Source organism: Salinisphaera sp. S4-8 (assembly GCF_040361235.1).
GTDB lineage: Bacteria > Pseudomonadota > Gammaproteobacteria > Nevskiales > Salinisphaeraceae > Salinisphaera.
Genome location: NZ_APNF01000003.1, coordinates 132,570 through 148,092 on the forward strand (window position 1 = coordinate 132,570; position 15,523 = coordinate 148,092).

The window sequence follows — 15,523 nt, forward strand, 5'->3', positions numbered from 1 at the left end:
GATCGTGGCGATCGGTCGCGATCGACCCCACCGACAGACCACAAAAAAAGCCGGCCCGAGGGCCGGCTTCGTGCCGTGGATACAGCGATCGTTTAGAACGATTTGCTGATCGTGCCCACCGCGGTCGCGCCGCAGATATTGGCGCCGCCGCAGGCGGTATCGTCCAGATCGGTATCGACATAAGCCACCGACCAGTCAAGGCCGAACTGCGTGGTAGCCAGCGAGATCGACCAATCCGCATAGTCCTCGAAGTACAGCTCGTTGTCGTCGACGGTCTGATAGCCGGCATGCACGCCCAGGGTCAGCCACTCTTCCAGCGGGAATTCGAAGCTGGTGTTGTAGTAGAAGGCATCGCCCGATTCGTTGTAGAAATCGTCGCTATAGGACACCGACAGCGCCGCCGTCATGTTGTCGTCGCTATAGGCGATACCGGGCGTGTATTCCCAGAAGTCGATTTCGTTGTTGTCGCCGGCCGTGCTCGCGCCCGGGTAGTAGTAATAGAGCACGTTGAAATCGAGCGCCCAGTGGTCACTCAGCGCCAGCCCGTAGCCGGCATAGAAATCGATTTCGGCCTGGGCACCGTTATCGCCGGTCACCGGGCTGGGGTTGAAGTTGTCGACGTTCGACGCCCAGGTGCCCATGTACAGGCCGCTGTCCAGCGCGTAATCGAAACCGCCCTGAATGGCGAAATCGCGATCGGTCTGGGACACGCCGCGATAGCGGTAGTCGGTGGTGTAAGCGACGTTGGCACTGGCTTCGGCGGCAATCGCGCTGGCGCTGGACACGGTAACGACCGCTGCCGCGCAGCCGATTAGAAGTTGTTTTTTCATCTCGGTTTTTGCTCCCTTTGCAATATATCTCGTAGCGAGAAACCCCAGCCGCGGCCTGGGCCTTGAGCGGGATGAAATCACTCGATGCACGAGACGTGCCAAAGCAACGGGTTAATACTCGGCAAGATGACAAAATAAAGACATGCGCCACAAACGGCGCCTACGCGCGCATGCGCGTTACCGTCAGGCGCCGCCGGCCGAATCAGATTGCGTAAACAAGCATTGATAAGCCCGACCACAAACCCGGCCACGCCCTTTTTTGACAAGTCAGCTTGTCGAATACGCGTGTCAGCAACGCCTGCAGCAGCGGCGCGCCCCAACCGCCCAGGTTGAAATGGCCGAGCTTATCAGCTGTTTTCAAAGGCTTCGGAGTGCGTGTTGAACGCCGGCCGGCCCAGCTAGCCTTCGCTCATCTTCGATAGACGAGCCGGTTCATGCCGAGGGTTTTCGATCGAGCTGACGAAAGCCGATCGCCTCGGCCACGTGCGCAGACTGAATGGTATCGGCGTCGGCCAGATCGGCGATCGTACGCGCGACGCGAAGAATACGATGATACGCCCGTGCCGACAGACCCAACCGCGCAATCGCCTGCTCCAAAATGGCGCGCGCACTGTTTTCGAGCAGGCAATGGGTATCGATCGCCGCGGGCGCCAGGCTGGCATTGGCGCCCTGTCCACGGGCCACCGCGCGTTCCCGCGCCGCGATCACGCGTTGGCGTACCGTTGCGCTGTTTTCCTGCGGCGGCGTGTCTGCACCACCCATGAGCACGTCGCGGGCCACCGGCGCCACATTCAGATGCATGTCGATACGATCGAGTAGCGGCCCGGAAATCCGGTCCCGGTAGCGCTCGATACGTTCCGGGGTGCAATGACAACGGCCCGAGGCTTCCCCCAGATAGCCGCAGGGACAGGGGTTCATCGCCGCAATCAATTGAAACGCGGCCGGAAATTCAGCCTGCCGCGCCGCCCGCGATATGACGATATGCCCGGATTCGAGCGGCTCGCGCAGTACTTCCAACACGCGGCGATCGAATTCGGGCAGCTCATCAAGAAACAGTACGCCGTTATGCGCCAGGGTGATTTCGCCCGGACGCGGCGCCGAGCCGCCGCCCACCAGCGCCACGCCCGAGGCGGTATGGTGCGGCGCGCGAAACGGACGCCGCCCCCAGTTGTCGGGCGAAAACCCGCCGGGTGAGATCGAGGCCACCGCGGCGCTTTGCATGGCCTGCGCGTGCGTCATCGGCGGTAACAGACCGGGCAATCGACAGGCGAGCATGGTTTTGCCCGCGCCCGGCGGGCCGATCAGCAATAGCGAATGCCCGCCCGCCGCGGCGATTTCGAGCGCACGCTTGGCCTGTTGCTGGCCCCGTACGTCGGCAATGTCTTCATGCGCGGATGCTTGATGCCCGGTCGCGGGCTGGGGTCGATGCCACAACGCCTCGTCGCCAGCCAGACTCGCCGCCACATCGGCCAGATGCGCGGCGGCAAATACGCCCTCGGGCGCGGCGAGCGCGGCCTCGGGACCATTGTCTTCGGGAGTGACCAGGGTACGCTCGGCATTGCCCGCTGCCAGCGCGGCGGGCAATGCGCCGCGAACGCCGCGCAGCGTGCCGGACAAAGACAACTCGCCCAGAAATTCGTAACCGGCCACGGATTCGCCCGGGATCTGGCCGGAGGCCGCCAGAATCCCCAGGGCGATCGCCAGATCGAAACGTCCGCCTTCCTTGGGCAGATCCGCCGGCGCGAGATTGACCGTGATACGCCGGGTCGGAAACTCATAGCCGCTGTTGACGATGGCCGCGCGTACGCGGTCCTTGCTTTCCTTGACCTCGGTTTCCGGCAGACCGACGATCGCCAGCGCCGGCAGGCCACCGGCCAGATCCACCTCTACCGTGACCGGCGGTGCCTCGAGGCCGGTCTGTGCGCGGCTATGTACCGTTGCCAGCGTCACGCCAATCCGGTTATTGCGAGCCGGCCGTGTCGCGTTCGGCTTCGAGGGCCGCCACCTGGGCTTCCAGCGCATCGAGCTTGCGGCGCGTATGCGCAAGCATCTCGCGGGCCGCTTCGAACTCCTCGCGCGGCACCAGATCCAGCCGGGCGAGCTGGCCCTGCAGGATGGTACGGAAATTGGCATGCAACTCGTCGCGCAGCGGCGCGACCTGGGGCGGCAACGCCTGGGCCAGACGGGTGGCGATATCTTCGATAGAGCGCATAGCTACGGGTCAACCTCGAGGATTAAAACCACAGCATGACGCGAAGCCACGCGCTACGCAAAAGCGCGTTGCACTTTATTGGTGCAACGCGCAGAGCGCCCGATTCCCGACCTATCCCGCCCGCCTCGATTCGCGCATAACCTGCTGTTTTTCATGCCTTGGCACGGTGAGTGCTTAGACCGGATCGCAATCTCTCGCTTGCACGTCCCGACTGCTTGAATGCGAGGCAACGGAGCGTGCGATACCGCATGACAGGAGCAGGTCATATGAAATTAATCGCAGCCGTAATCAAGCCGTTCAAGCTCGATGAGGTCCGCGAAGCGCTTTCCGAGGTCGGTGTGCAAGGCATCACCGTAACCGAGGTCAAGGGTTTCGGACGTCAGAAAGGCCACACGGAACTCTACCGCGGTGCCGAATACGTGGTCGATTTTCTACCCAAGGTGAAGATCGAAGTCGCGATCGAAGAATCCGAACTCGAAGCAGCCGTGGAAGCGATCTCCAAGGCGGCCCATACCGGCAAGATCGGCGACGGCAAAATCTTCGTCACCGAGCTGGAACAGGCCATCCGTATCCGCACCGGCGAGACGGGCAAGGACGCGCTTTAAGCCGCGCCCGCGTAACGCCTTAAATTTCGAGGGAAATCCCACGCCATGGAAAATAATATCTTCGAATTGCAGTACGCAATCGATACCTTTTACTTCTTGATTTGCGGGGCACTGGTCATGTGGATGGCCGCCGGCTTCTCCATGCTGGAGGGCGGCCTGGTTCGTGCCAAGAACACGACCGAAATCCTGACCAAGAACATCGCGCTCTATTCGATCTCCTGCATCATGTACATGATCTGCGGCTACATGATCATGTACGACGGCAGCCTGTTCTTGAACGGTATCGCCGGCGGCGACGACCTGGTACAGAAAGCCCTCGCGGCCTCGGCCGAGAACGGCTTCGATGGCGATTCGGTCTATGCCGGCGCCTCGGACTTCTTCTTCCAGGTCGTGTTCGTGGCCACCGCCATGTCGGTCGTATCCGGCGCGGTCGCCGAACGCATGAAGCTGTGGGCGTTCCTCACCTTCGCCGTGGTCATGACCGGTTTCATCTATCCGATGGAAGGCTCCTGGACCTGGAACGGCGATTCCGTGTTCGGCATGTACACCCTCGGCGACCTCGGCTTCTCCGACTTCGCCGGCTCGGGCATCGTGCATATGGCCGGCGCCTCGGCAGCCCTGGCTGGCGTACTGCTGCTCGGCCCGCGTAAAGGCAAGTTCCGCGCGGACGGCACCATTGGCGCCATTCCGGGTGCCAACCTGCCGCTGGCCGCGCTGGGTACGCTGATCCTCTGGATGGGCTGGTTCGGTTTCAACGGCGGCTCCGTGCTCAAGCTCGGCGATATTGCCAATGCCAACTCGGTGGCCATGGTGTTCCTCAACACCAACACGGCCGCTGCCGGCGGTCTGGTCGCCGCCCTGCTGCTGGCCCGTGCCATGTTCGGCAAGGGTGACCTGACCATGGCGCTCAACGGCGCACTGGCCGGCCTGGTGGTGATTACCGCCGAGCCCTCCACGCCGAGCCCGCTCGTGGCCACGCTCTTCGGTGCCGCTGGCGGTATTCTGGTGGTGTTCTCGATCGTGTTCTTCGACAAGATCAAGATCGACGATCCGGTGGGTGCGATCTCCGTGCATGGTGTCTGCGGCCTGCTCGGCCTGATGGTCGTGCCGATCACCAACCCTGAAGTGAGCTTCTCCGGTCAGGCAATCGGCGCGCTCACCATCTTCGTCTGGGTGTTCGCCACCAGCCTGATCGTCTGGGCGATTCTGAAGTTCACGGTCGGTATCCGCGTCTCCGAAGAAGAGGAAGTCGAGGGCGTGGATCTGGGCGAATGCGGCATGGAAGCCTATCCGGAGTTCACCTCCGGCGGCAGCCGTCGCTCGATGTCCTAAATCGCAAGCGCTCGCGAGCGATTGCGCATCGACGAGGCCCCGGCAACGGGGCCTCTTTTTTTGTCTGCAATAAATAGCGTACCGCCCGAACAGGCGACGCCCATCGATAAAAAAACAGCCGTTACCGGCGATCGGCCGCGAAGCAGTCCTGGCCCGATAGACGAACGGGTATATCGCTTCGCTATACTTCCCGGCGTTTGTCTCAAACCGCCGCGAAACCTCATGCTGCCGACCAAAACACGCGCTGTCCTGGCGTTTGCCGTATTACTCCTTTCCAGCCTGCCGGCCGCGGCCGCCCCGGTAATCGATGGTGCCGATACCGCCTGGGTGATGACCACGACCGCGCTGGTGCTGTTCATGACGCTGCCGGGGCTGGCGTTGTTCTATGGCGGGCTGGTGCGGGTACGCAATGTGCTGTCGGTACTCATGCAGTGTTTTGCCATCTGTGCCCTGGCATCACTGATCTGGGTCGTCTGCGGCTATAGCCTGGCCTTTTCCGAGGGCAATGCCTTCATCGGCGGGCTCGACAAGCTCTTTTTCGCGGGTGTGAGCGTGACCAGCGTGGCCGGCACGATTCCCGAGCCCGTGTTCGCGCTGTTCCAGATGACGTTCGCGGTGATCACGCCGGCGCTGATCATCGGTGGCTTTGCCGAGCGTTTTCGCTTTGCCACCCTGCTGGTATTCACCGCGGCCTGGCTGTTGCTGGTCTATGTGCCCGTCACGCACTGGGTCTGGGGCGGCGGCTGGCTGGGCCAGCTCGGTCTGCTCGATTTCGCCGGCGGCACGGTCGTGCACGTCACCGCGGGTGTCGCCGCGCTGGTCGCGGCCATTGTCGTGGGCCCGCGCCACGGCTTTCAGAAAACCGCGATGGCCCCGCACAACCTGACCATGACGGTTTCCGGCGCCGGCATGCTGTGGGTCGGCTGGTTCGGCTTCAATGGCGGCAGCGCGCTGGCCGCCAACGGCCAGGCGGGCATGGCCATGCTGGTCACGCATCTGTCGGCGGCGGCCGGCTGTCTGACCTGGATGGCGGCGGAATGGATCCGCTTTGGCAAGCCGAGCGTGCTGGGTATCGTCACCGGCATGGTGGCCGGCCTGGGCACGATCACCCCGGCCTCGGGCTATGTCGGCCCGGGCGGCGCGATCGTGATCGGCATACTCGCCGGGGTGGTCTGTTTCGCGGCGACGCTCTGGGTCGAGCGCAGCCTGCGTATCGACGATTCGCTGGACGTATTTCCGGTCCACGGCGTGGGCGGCATCATCGGTACGCTGCTGGCCGGCATATTCGCCTCGACCGATCTCGGCCCGTTTTCGGGCCAGGGTTTTGCCGAGGGTATCGACGGCATTGCCAGCCAGGTCGGTATCCAGGCTCTGGGCGTGGCGGCCGTATTCATCTATACCGGCGTACTCACCTGGGCCATTCTCAAGGTGCTGGAAGCGACCATGGGATTGCGCGTGGGTGTCGAGGACGAACAGGTCGGCCTGGATATTCTCGAGCACGAAGAGCGCGGTTACGATCTGTAACGATCCGCGGCAGCTGTTAGACTCGCTGGCATCAAAAATGAGGAGTTTCCAACCATGAAAATGGTTACCGCCGTCATCAAACCCTTTCGTCTCGACGATGTCCGTGAAGCACTCGCCGAGGTGGGCGTACACGGCACCACCATGACCGAGGTCAAGGGTTTCGGTCGCCAGAAAGGCCACACCGAACTCTATCGCGGCGCCGAATACGCGGTCGATTTCCTGCCCAAGGTCAAACTCGAAGTCGCGGTCGCCGACGACCGCGTGGAAGCGGTGGTGGACGCAATCATCGAAGCGGCCAAGACCGGCCAGATCGGCGATGGCAAGATCTTCGTGCACAACCTTGACCAGGTGGTGCGTATCCGCACCGGCGAAACCGACCGCGACGCGATCTAGACAGCGTACGCGCCCAACCGGATCAGAGCGCGCGTGAGCAAGCCGCGCTTTGTGGTCGACGCCCTGACCGTGGGCGGTATCGGCCCGGTCGATATCGCCGTGAACGGCGGCGGCTGTGTAGGCCTGAGCGCGCCCTCGGGGGCCGGCAAGACCCGGCTGCTGCGCGCGATGGCCGATCTCGACGCGCACGCGGGCGAGTGCCGGCTGGATGGCGTACGCGCCACCGATATGCCCGCCCCCGAATGGCGTCGCCAGGTGGCCTTTCTGGCCGCGGAATCGGCCTGGTGGGCGGATACGCCGCGTGCGCATTTCGATCGCGATTGCGTATCCCTGCTCGCCGCACTCGATCTGGAACCCGACCTGCTCGATACGCCCATCGGGCATCTATCCTCCGGCCAGCGCCAGCGCATGGCACTTGTTCGTACCCTCGCCCACATCCCGGCCGTGCTGCTGCTCGACGAACCGACCGCCAATCTCGATGGCGTGAACATCGAACGCGTCGAGCGCTTGATCGGCGACTATCGCAACACCCACGATGCCTGTTGTATCTGGGTCAGCCACGATGAGGCCCAGCTTGCCCGCGTGGCCTCGTCGCGACTGGTGCTCGATGCCCGCGGCCAACCCGTATCGACGCCGTGCAACTGATTTCGCTGTCGTTATTCGATCTGGGCCTGGCCGCGATCGCGGTTTTGGCGCTGGCGGCGACGACCACGGCGATGCAGCTGGGCATCACCCGAACCCTGCTGGTGGCGGCCGTGCGCACGGCCGCCCAGCTCGCGCTCGTCGGCCTGATTCTGGAGGCGGTCTTTGCCCAACAGCAGCTGCACTGGGTCGCAGCCATGGCCTTTGTCATGCTGCTGCTGGCCGGGCGCGAAGCAGCCACCCGCCAGAAACGACGCTTCGTCGGCGGCTATGGCTTTCTCGCCGGCACGGCGGCCATGTTCCTGTCGTCGTTCGTCACGGCCGTGGCGACGCTGGTGATCGTGATTCGGGTCGAGCCCTGGTATACGCCGCAGTACGCGATTCCGCTGCTGGGCATGTTACTGGGCAATACGATGACCGGTATCGCGCTGGCGCTGGACCGGCTCACCCAGGAAGTCTGGCGCGGCGCGAACGTGGTCGAGACGCGACTCGCGCTGGGCGCCAGCGCGGCCGAAGCAATCGCCGACATGCGGCGCGATGCCATGCGCGCCGGGCTCATTCCCATGCTCAACGCCATGGCGGCAGCCGGCATCATCAGCCTGCCCGGCATGATGACCGGCCAGATCCTGGCCGGCAGCCCGCCCTGGGAAGCGGTCAAATATCAGATTCTGATCATGTTCCTGATCGCCACCGGCACCGGCTTTGGCACCCTGCTGGCGGTGACACTGGGTGCACGGCGACTGTTCGATACACGCGAGCGCCTACGCCTGGATCGGCTACGCCGCGCGTGACAACGATCGCCGTACTCAGGCCTGTGGCTTGAGCAGCCGGCTGAGGTATTCCTTGATGCGTTGAAAGACGCCGCGTTTTTGCCAGTTCCCGAGGGTAACCTGATGACAACGTGCGCGATCGTCATCGAAATCGCTGTCGAGCGCGGCGAAGGTGTCGGGGTCGATCATGGCGATGGCGATTTCGTCGTCCTTGCCCATGGAGCGGTGATTGAAATTCGCCGACCCACTGATGGCCACCACGTCGTCGACCAGCACGATCTTGGCGTGCAGCATCGTCGGCTGGTAACGGTAGAGATGGACGCCGGCCTCGAGCAGCGGTTGATAGGCATCATCGCCGGCGGCCCGCGCCACCCGCGAATCGGTATACGGCCCCGGCATGAGCACTTCGATTTTCACCCCGCGTCGGGCGGCATTACAGAGCATGTCGATGGTGGCGGTATCGGGCACGAAATAGCCCGTGGTAATGCGTAGCCGACGCTGGGCGATCGAAATCACCAGCCGAAACAGGGTCGCGATATCGCTGTAGTTCACCGCGGCCGAAGTGCGCAGTACCTGGATGAGCGCGCCGTTTTCGTGCTCGGCGATGTCGGGATCGGACATCGCCCAGCTGTCGTCGAAACCACGCTCACCCGCCTCGACCCAGTTCGATAGAAAGGCACCGCGTAAGCCGTCGACCACCGGCCCGGTCAGACGAAAATGCGTTTCACGCCATTCATTCGGCTCGCGCGCGTCGCCATCCCATTCGGCGGCGATACCGACCCCGCCGGTAAAACCGATGCGGTTGTCCACCACCAGAATTTTGCGATGGGTGCGATTATCGGCCTGCCAGAAGCGCCAGCGCACGGCCGGACGAAACCAGGCGATCCGGGCGCCGGCGTTTTCGAGTTCGGCCAGCACATCCTTGGGCATGCTGTGGGCGCCGAAGCTATCTAGCAGGATGCGTACGCGAACACCCGCGCGGGCACGTTCGGCCAAGGCATGGCCAAAACGCTCGGCGACCTCGCCCTGCCAGTAGATGAAGGTCAGAAAATCGATCGTCTCGGCGGCCGACTCGACCGCCTCGATCATGGCTGGAAAGATCCGAACCCCGTTGACCAGACGCTCGATGCGATTGCCGCGCGTAAACGGAATACCGAGCGTGCCTTCCAGCGCGCGTCGGTAGGCATGCGAATCGGCGGACGAAGCAGCGGGTTGGGTCGTATTCATGACAGGCAGGCGATTATTTGTTTCGCAGCCTACACCACAGTCGTAACGGCCCGAAAACCCAGCACAAACCCACGACCATCAAAACACCCTGCGCGGCGCGATTGTGCAGCACGCCGGTCGGCAGCCGATCGTGCAAGGCACTGGCATAACGGCGTGTGCCGAGCACCGGTTGCAGCGCGACATCGAGGGCCAGAAACGGCTGCCAACTCTGCGATACCGCCACGCCCGCCATCCGCCAACTCACCTGGAGCGCCGCGCACGTGCCGTATTCGCGCCATAGCGCGGCCAGCAGATCGATATACGGCGTCACGACGAGCCGCGCGGTCTGGCTCTGACGTTTGTACACGGCAGGCGCGCGCTCGAAAAAACAGGGCACGTCGGCGCTATACATGGCCATGATCAACGCCATGAGCAGGTAACGCGCACGCTCGCCTTCCTGTTCGAAACGCCGCGCCGAGGTTGCAAGCCGATACGGGCAAAGCTGCCAGCGCCCACGCGCGGCGATGGCCGCCGCCATGCGTTGATCTTCGAGAAATGGCAGACGCGTATCGAAACCGCCGAGTTCGTGAAAAAAACGCGCGCGCATGATCAGACCCTGATCGCCATTGATGCTGTAGCGCCGTGATGTCGCACTCTTGGCTTCCAGATAGCGATAGAAAAACGCATGCCCCGCGGTTTCGCGCACGAAACGCAGCGCGAAATGTCCGGCCACGCGGTGATCACCGATTTGATCCAAACAGGCGATCGCCGCAGCGAGCTGGCCAGGGTGGGTCAGCCGGCTATCCGCATGCATAAAACACAGCCAGTCGTAGCGCGCGCGGGCTGCGGCCGTATTCATCTGGATGCCGCGCCCGGGCGCACTGGCAATCACCTCGGCCCCGGCCGCACGAGCCACGGCGACCGTGTCATCGCTCGAGCCGCCATCGGCGACGATCACCTGCAAAACGACATCGCGCTGGGCGGCCAGATCGGCCAGTAACGAGGTAATCGCCGTCGCTTCGTCGATCGCCGGCACGATCACGCTCAGCGAGACCGGCATGCCGCTTAGCCGGCTTCCTCGGCCTCGCTGACCGATGCCGGGCCAACGAAGCCGGGCAAACGTTCACGCAACCAGGCCGGAATGCGCTGTTCCAGCCAGTAGACCGGCTCGCCGTAACGCCCGGCACTCACAAAGCCCACATGGCCACCATGACGCGAGACTTCCAGGCGTACCGCCTGGGAAAGCGCCTCGGGTCCGGGAATGATGTCCGGTGCCATGAACGGGTCGTCCTCGGCATGGATCACCAGCGTGGGCACACGGATATGCTTGAGAAACGGGCCGCTGCTGGAGCGTTCGTAGTAATCGTCGGCATCACGAAAGCCGTTGAGCGGCGCGGTGATGGCATTATCGAAGGCGGGAAAGTCGCGCAGCTTGCGAAAATCCGGATAGGGCTGCGGGGCTTCGATGAGCTTGAACTTGGTCTCGTAGGCCTCGCGCAGGCCATTGATCAGATGCGCCTGATAGATACGCGACAGCCCCTGCTGAATGGCCTCGGCACAGCGCTTGAGATCGTAGGGCACGGATACCGCCGTAGCACAGGCCAGCGGCGCCGCACGCCCCTGTTCGCCCAGATACTTGAGCAGCACGTTGCCGCCCAGCGAATACCCCACCGCGGCCAGCGGTGCGCGCGCAAAACGCCGGCGCACATGAGCAACCACGGTTTCGAAGTCGCCGGTTTCTCCCGAGTGATAGCTGCGGGCCAGCCGGTTGGGCTCGGCAGCGCCGCGAAAATGCATGAGCACGCCCCGCGCGCCGTGGGCATCCGCCTGGCGCAGCAGGCCGCGGGCATACTTGGATTCAAGCGAACCGTTGAGCCCGTGCAGCACGATCACCACCGGCGCATCGGCATCGAGGCCGCGCTCGGGCAGCCACGACAAATCCAGGAAATCGCCGTCGTCGAGTTCCAGGCGTTCGCGCTCGACTTCGATCGGCGGCGCCGAGCGCATCTTGGAGGCGAACACGGTCTGTGCGTGCGCGTTGCGCAGCCAGAATGCCGGTTCGAATTCGCTACGAATCAGCATGAGAGGCACCGGCAATACGTGAACGAGTTCATAGCGGTCTACTTTACCGGCCTAGCGTTTCATCCAGATAACCATCGCCGAGCTGACGCATCTGGCGCATGATCCAGGCCGCCTGACCCCGCACATAAGGCCCCGGCGAGGCCGCGCTGTATTTTTCCGGATTGGGCAATACCGCGGCCAGGCGCGCGCACTGGGCGGTGCTGAGCTGGCTGGCACTGATCCCGAACAACCGCTGGGCGGCTGCGCCCACACCGAATACGCGGTCGTCGAACTGGGCGATATTGAGATAGACCTCGAGAATACGTCGCTTGGGCCAGAGCACTTCGAGCCAGACCGTGAGATAGGCCTCGATGGCCTTGCGGATATAGCTTTTCGCCGGCCACAGAAACAGATTCTTGGCGGTTTGCTGGCTGATCGTGCTCGCGCCGCGAATGGTGCCGCCTTCGGCGTTGTCGACCAGCGCATCGCCAATCGCCGACCACACGAAGCCGTGATGGCTGGGGAAGGTCTGGTCTTCGGAGGCCACCGCGGCCAGCGGCATGCAGGCGGCCATATCGTCCAAATCGGTCCAGCGGTAGAAGATCGTCGGACCCTGGTCGCTGGCCTCGCTTTGAAGATGCACGCGCAGCATGTACGCCGTCACCGGCGGGTTGACCCAGCGCATGAGCAGAATCATCGCTGCCGGCGCGAGCAAGAGCACGCCGACAGCGATCAGCACATAGCGAAAGGGTCGTCTAAGCAGAACGCTCAATAGTTGCTGTTGCCGCTACCGTAGTCGCCGCTACCACCACCCTGGTTGTAGTTGTCGTCGTTGGCGCTGTTGTTCTGGTTGTAGCCGCTATTGCCGCTGTTGTCCCGGGCGTCGTAATTGCCCTGGCGCACTTCCACGCCGTTGCCGCTTTCGTAGGGCACGGTCTGGCCGCGGCTGTAATCGTCCTGTTGCGCGCCGTTGCCGCCCGAATTGCCGTTGTTGTTGCGCGAATCCATGCTCGTGCCGCGGGTCGCGGCCTCGCGATCGAACTCGCTGGACGGCGGCATGTAGCGATCCAGCGTATACACGAATTTCTGCCCGGGCTGCGGCAGACTGGATTCGTCGCTGCTACGCAGGATGGTGTAGGCATCGATACCGGCCTTGTCGTAGAACAGCCAGTTCGCTTCGCGATCGATGCTGATCTTGCCGCCTTCGAGCGACACGCCGGCGAACAACCCGCGCGAACGCGAGTAGGAGTAGACCTCGGCATCGAAGCCGAGATTGGTCGACGCGCCCGCGCTACGCCCGACCGGGCCCGCCGCCACCGCGGCATCGGCGCCGAGGTTGATCTGGCCATTGGCGATCTTGTCGATGCTGCGCTGGGTCTTGAACACCAGGATGATGTCCGACGACGACGCGCCGATCTGCCAGCCGATCGAGCCGCCGGTCAGCGAGATGAAGCTCGGGTTCGACCAGCTGCCGTCGGCGGTACGTACCGACAATACGCCCTTGCCGTGGCGCCCGCCGACGATGAAGCCGGCCTTGAACACGCTGGGAATGACGGCGATGCCATAGGCCTGGCCCAGCAGGGCCGGCGGGATGGCATTTTCAGGGATATCCACGAACTGGCGTACGACGGTGGTCGCATCGTCGAGTTCCTGGGCCTGTTCGCTGGCCGCCAGCGCAGTCGTGGTGACCGACAGCAGCGCGATCGCTGCCACGAACGCCGTGATCCATTGTTTCATCTATGCTTTCCCCTGCTTGCGGAGTTGAAGCCGGCGCCAACGCCGACTCGAATCGAGAATTACGCGCGATCAGACCGCAACCGCAACCACAGGTTCACATTCGGTGGCATGCGCCGCGATCAGCCCGGCCCCTCCATCAGCCGCTTCTGAGCGGCCAGCGGCGGTTCGTCGCCGACCGGCTCGGCACGCGTATAGCGCCCGTCTTCGCCCAGCAGCCATGCCTGACTGTTGTCGGCGAGGTAGAGCGCCAGTTCGCGCTGCACCCGATCATATAACGCCGGGCTGGTCACGGGAAAGCAGGTTTCGACGCGGCGGAAGAAATTCCGATCCATCCAGTCGGCGCTGGCCAGATACAGCTCGGGGTCGTCGTCGTTGGCGAAATAGAAGACTCGTGTGTGCTCAAGAAACCGGCCGACGATCGAACGCACATGAATATTCTCAGACACCCCGGCCACACCCGGGCGCAGACAGCAGATACCGCGCACGATCAGCTCGATCTTCACCCCGGCCTGGGAGGCGGCATAGAGCGCACGAATCACCTGCGGCTCGACCAGAGAATTCATCTTGGCAATGATGTGGCCCGGCTTGCCGGCCTTCGCATGCTCGGCCTCGCGGCCGATCTTTTCGATAATCGCTGCATGCAGGCGAAACGGCGCATCCAGCAGCCGTGCCAGTCCCGAGACCTTGCCCAGGCTGGTGAGCTGCAGAAACATCTCGTGCACATCGTTGCCGAGATCGTCGTCGCAGGAGAACAGACCGTAGTCGGTATACAGCCGTGCGGTCTTGGGATGGTAGTTGCCGGTGCCCAGATGCACGTAGTTGTGCAAACCGTCGGTTTCGCGGCGCACGATCAGTGTCATCTTGGCGTGGGTCTTGTAACCGACCACGCCATAGACCACATGCGCGCCGGCGGCCTGCAGCCGGTTGGCCAGCTCGATGTTGTCAGCTTCGTCGAAACGCGCACGCAGCTCCACGACCACGGTGACTTCCTTGCCGGCCCGCGCGGCCTCGACCAGCGCATCGACCACCGCCGAATCGGGCCCGGTGCGATACAGCGTCTGCTTGATCGCGAGTACGCGCGAATCCGACGCGGCCCGGCGCACGAAATCGATCACCGGCAGGAACGAATCGAAGGGATGATGCAGGAGCACGTCCGAGGCACGAATCTCGGCGAACAGATCGCCACTGGGCCCGAGTTCGCTGGGCAGGCGCGGCGAAAACGCCGGATATTTCAAGTCCGGACGATCGACCGTATCCAGTAGCGACATCAGGCGGTTGACGTTGACCGGCCCGTCCACCTGGAACAGATCCTCGCGCGACAGCAAAAAGCGATCGAGCAGGTATTTGCTCAACGAGTCGGGGCAGTTATGCGCGACTTCCAGGCGCACGCAATCGCCATAGCGGCGTGACGGCAACTCGCCCTCGACCGCGCGCAGCAGATCGTCGACCTCTTCTTCGTCGACGAACAGATCGGAATTGCGCGTCACGCGGAATTGGTAGCAGCCGCGCGTGCCCATGCTCGGGAACAGGTCGCCGACATGCTGATGGATGATCGACGACAGGAACACGAAATCGTGCGGACCGCTGCCGGTTTCCTGGGGCAGCTGGATCACCCGCGGCAGCGCGCGCGGCGCCTGCACCACGGCATAATCGATCTTGCGTCCGAAGGCATCGGTGCCGTCGAGCGATACGATGAAATTCAGCGACTTGTTGAGAATGCGCGGAAACGGATGCGCCGGGTCCAGCCCCAGCGGGCTGATCACCGGCAGCAATTCCTCCTCGAAGAACTGGGCCAGCCACGCGCGCTGCTCGGCGTTCCATTCCGAACGGCGCAGAAAGCGGATACCCTCGTCCTGCAACGCCGGAATCAATTCGTTGTTGAGCGTGCTGTATTGTTTGGCCACCAACTCGTGTGCGCGCATGCTGATCGCACGCAGTGCTTCAGTGGGCGTGCGGTTGTCGGCCTCGGTGGGCGAGTTGACCAGTTCGGCCTTCTGCTTGAGCCCGGCCACGCGCACCTCGAAGAACTCGTCCAGATTGGTCGAGGAAATACACAGGAATTTCAGCCGCTCGAGCAGCGGCACGCGCGTATCGCGGGCCTGTTCGAGCACCCGATCATTGAATTCGAGCAGCGACAACTCGCGATTGATGAACAGATCGGGGGCATCGAGCTCGCGCTCTGCGACGTCTTTGGCGTTTGCACTCATGCGA

General features: G+C 63.3%; 15 protein-coding genes. 6 read left to right on the top strand and 9 right to left on the bottom strand.

The window, feature by feature from the left end:
• Window positions 1-92: 92 nt before the first annotated feature.
• The 3 genes from S4A8_RS05695 to S4A8_RS05705 all read right to left on the bottom strand — a co-directional run bounded on the left by S4A8_RS05695 (window position 93) and on the right by S4A8_RS05705 (window position 3,042).
• Complete coding sequence (locus S4A8_RS05695; RefSeq protein WP_353179049.1) at window positions 93-830, bottom strand: TorF family putative porin; 738 nt, start codon at window positions 828-830, stop codon at window positions 93-95.
• A 432-nt stretch (window positions 831-1,262) separates the two neighbouring features.
• Window positions 1,263-2,780: a YifB family Mg chelatase-like AAA ATPase gene (locus S4A8_RS05700; protein ID WP_353219401.1), complete on the bottom strand. Its 1,518-nt coding sequence runs from the start codon at window positions 2,778-2,780 to the stop codon at window positions 1,263-1,265.
• 10 nt (window positions 2,781-2,790) lie between these two features.
• Window positions 2,791-3,042, bottom strand: a complete 252-nt coding sequence (locus S4A8_RS05705; protein WP_353179054.1) for an accessory factor UbiK family protein — start codon at window positions 3,040-3,042, stop codon at window positions 2,791-2,793.
• Window positions 3,043-3,308: 266 nt separating this feature from the next.
• Between S4A8_RS05705 and glnK the strand changes: the two genes are divergently transcribed.
• The 6 genes from glnK to S4A8_RS05735 all read left to right on the top strand — a co-directional run bounded on the left by glnK (window position 3,309) and on the right by S4A8_RS05735 (window position 8,329).
• On the top strand, window positions 3,309-3,647 hold the full coding sequence (gene glnK / locus S4A8_RS05710; protein WP_353179055.1) for a P-II family nitrogen regulator: 339 nt from the start codon (window positions 3,309-3,311) through the stop codon (window positions 3,645-3,647).
• 45 nt (window positions 3,648-3,692) lie between these two features.
• On the top strand, window positions 3,693-4,979 hold the full coding sequence (locus S4A8_RS05715) for an ammonium transporter AmtB (protein ID WP_353219402.1): 1,287 nt from the start codon (window positions 3,693-3,695) through the stop codon (window positions 4,977-4,979).
• Between the two features lie 222 nt (window positions 4,980-5,201).
• Window positions 5,202-6,503, top strand: coding sequence for an ammonium transporter (locus tag S4A8_RS05720; RefSeq protein WP_353219403.1), 1,302 nt, complete (start codon window positions 5,202-5,204; stop codon window positions 6,501-6,503).
• A gap of 54 nt (window positions 6,504-6,557) precedes the next feature.
• The gene (locus S4A8_RS05725; protein WP_353179060.1) at window positions 6,558-6,896 is read left to right on the top strand and encodes a P-II family nitrogen regulator; all 339 of its coding nucleotides are present in this window, start codon (window positions 6,558-6,560) and stop codon (window positions 6,894-6,896) included.
• Between the two features lie 33 nt (window positions 6,897-6,929).
• Window positions 6,930-7,541 carry an ABC transporter ATP-binding protein gene (locus S4A8_RS05730; RefSeq protein ID WP_353219404.1) on the top strand — a complete coding sequence of 204 codons (612 nt, stop codon included), beginning with the start codon at window positions 6,930-6,932 and terminating at the stop codon, window positions 7,539-7,541.
• Entirely contained in the window at window positions 7,532-8,329 is a 798-nt protein-coding gene (locus S4A8_RS05735) for an ABC transporter permease (protein ID WP_353219405.1), read from the top strand. The genes S4A8_RS05730 and S4A8_RS05735 overlap by 10 nt, the downstream gene beginning before the upstream one ends.
• Window positions 8,330-8,344: 15 nt before the next feature.
• Here S4A8_RS05735 and S4A8_RS05740 read toward each other — a convergent pair whose 3' ends face one another.
• The 6 genes from S4A8_RS05740 to ppk1 form a co-directional block, all read right to left on the bottom strand.
• Entirely contained in the window at window positions 8,345-9,535 is a 1,191-nt protein-coding gene (locus tag S4A8_RS05740; protein WP_353219406.1) for a phospholipase D-like domain-containing protein, read from the bottom strand.
• A 13-nt stretch (window positions 9,536-9,548) separates the two neighbouring features.
• Window positions 9,549-10,574: a TIGR04283 family arsenosugar biosynthesis glycosyltransferase gene (locus S4A8_RS05745; protein WP_353219407.1), complete on the bottom strand. Its 1,026-nt coding sequence runs from the start codon at window positions 10,572-10,574 to the stop codon at window positions 9,549-9,551.
• A gap of 5 nt (window positions 10,575-10,579) precedes the next feature.
• A complete protein-coding gene (locus S4A8_RS05750; protein WP_353179069.1) occupies window positions 10,580-11,596 on the bottom strand; it encodes a hydrolase in 1,017 nt (338 codons plus the stop codon).
• A 43-nt stretch (window positions 11,597-11,639) separates the two neighbouring features.
• Window positions 11,640-12,314 carry a monofunctional biosynthetic peptidoglycan transglycosylase gene (mtgA, locus tag S4A8_RS05755; protein ID WP_353219408.1) on the bottom strand — a complete coding sequence of 225 codons (675 nt, stop codon included), beginning with the start codon at window positions 12,312-12,314 and terminating at the stop codon, window positions 11,640-11,642.
• Between the two features lie 29 nt (window positions 12,315-12,343).
• Window positions 12,344-13,312 (bottom strand): lipid-binding SYLF domain-containing protein, encoded by a 969-nt coding sequence (locus tag S4A8_RS05760; RefSeq protein ID WP_353219409.1) that lies wholly within the window; start codon window positions 13,310-13,312, stop codon window positions 12,344-12,346.
• Between the two features lie 119 nt (window positions 13,313-13,431).
• Complete coding sequence (gene ppk1 / locus S4A8_RS05765) at window positions 13,432-15,519, bottom strand: polyphosphate kinase 1 (protein ID WP_353219410.1); 2,088 nt, start codon at window positions 15,517-15,519, stop codon at window positions 13,432-13,434.
• Window positions 15,520-15,523: the final 4 nt, after the last annotated feature.

Excerpts from the sequence above, each read along its gene's own strand:
- S4A8_RS05695 (WP_353179049.1), bottom strand. The coding sequence starts at position 830 with ATGAAAAAACAACTTCTAATCGGCTGCGCGGCAGCGGTCGTTACCGTG.
- S4A8_RS05705 (WP_353179054.1), bottom strand. The coding sequence starts at position 3,042 with ATGCGCTCTATCGAAGATATCGCCACCCGTCTGGCCCAGGCGTTGCCG.
- glnK (WP_353179055.1), top strand. The coding sequence starts at position 3,309 with ATGAAATTAATCGCAGCCGTAATCAAGCCGTTCAAGCTCGATGAGGTC.
- S4A8_RS05715 (WP_353219402.1), top strand. The coding sequence starts at position 3,693 with ATGGAAAATAATATCTTCGAATTGCAGTACGCAATCGATACCTTTTAC.
- S4A8_RS05720 (WP_353219403.1), top strand. The coding sequence starts at position 5,202 with ATGCTGCCGACCAAAACACGCGCTGTCCTGGCGTTTGCCGTATTACTC.
- S4A8_RS05725 (WP_353179060.1), top strand. The coding sequence starts at position 6,558 with ATGAAAATGGTTACCGCCGTCATCAAACCCTTTCGTCTCGACGATGTC.
- S4A8_RS05740 (WP_353219406.1), bottom strand. The coding sequence starts at position 9,535 with ATGAATACGACCCAACCCGCTGCTTCGTCCGCCGATTCGCATGCCTAC.
- S4A8_RS05745 (WP_353219407.1), bottom strand. The coding sequence starts at position 10,574 with ATGCCGGTCTCGCTGAGCGTGATCGTGCCGGCGATCGACGAAGCGACG.
- S4A8_RS05750 (WP_353179069.1), bottom strand. The coding sequence starts at position 11,596 with ATGCTGATTCGTAGCGAATTCGAACCGGCATTCTGGCTGCGCAACGCG.
- S4A8_RS05760 (WP_353219409.1), bottom strand. The coding sequence starts at position 13,312 with ATGAAACAATGGATCACGGCGTTCGTGGCAGCGATCGCGCTGCTGTCG.
- ppk1 (WP_353219410.1), bottom strand. The coding sequence starts at position 15,519 with ATGAGTGCAAACGCCAAAGACGTCGCAGAGCGCGAGCTCGATGCCCCC.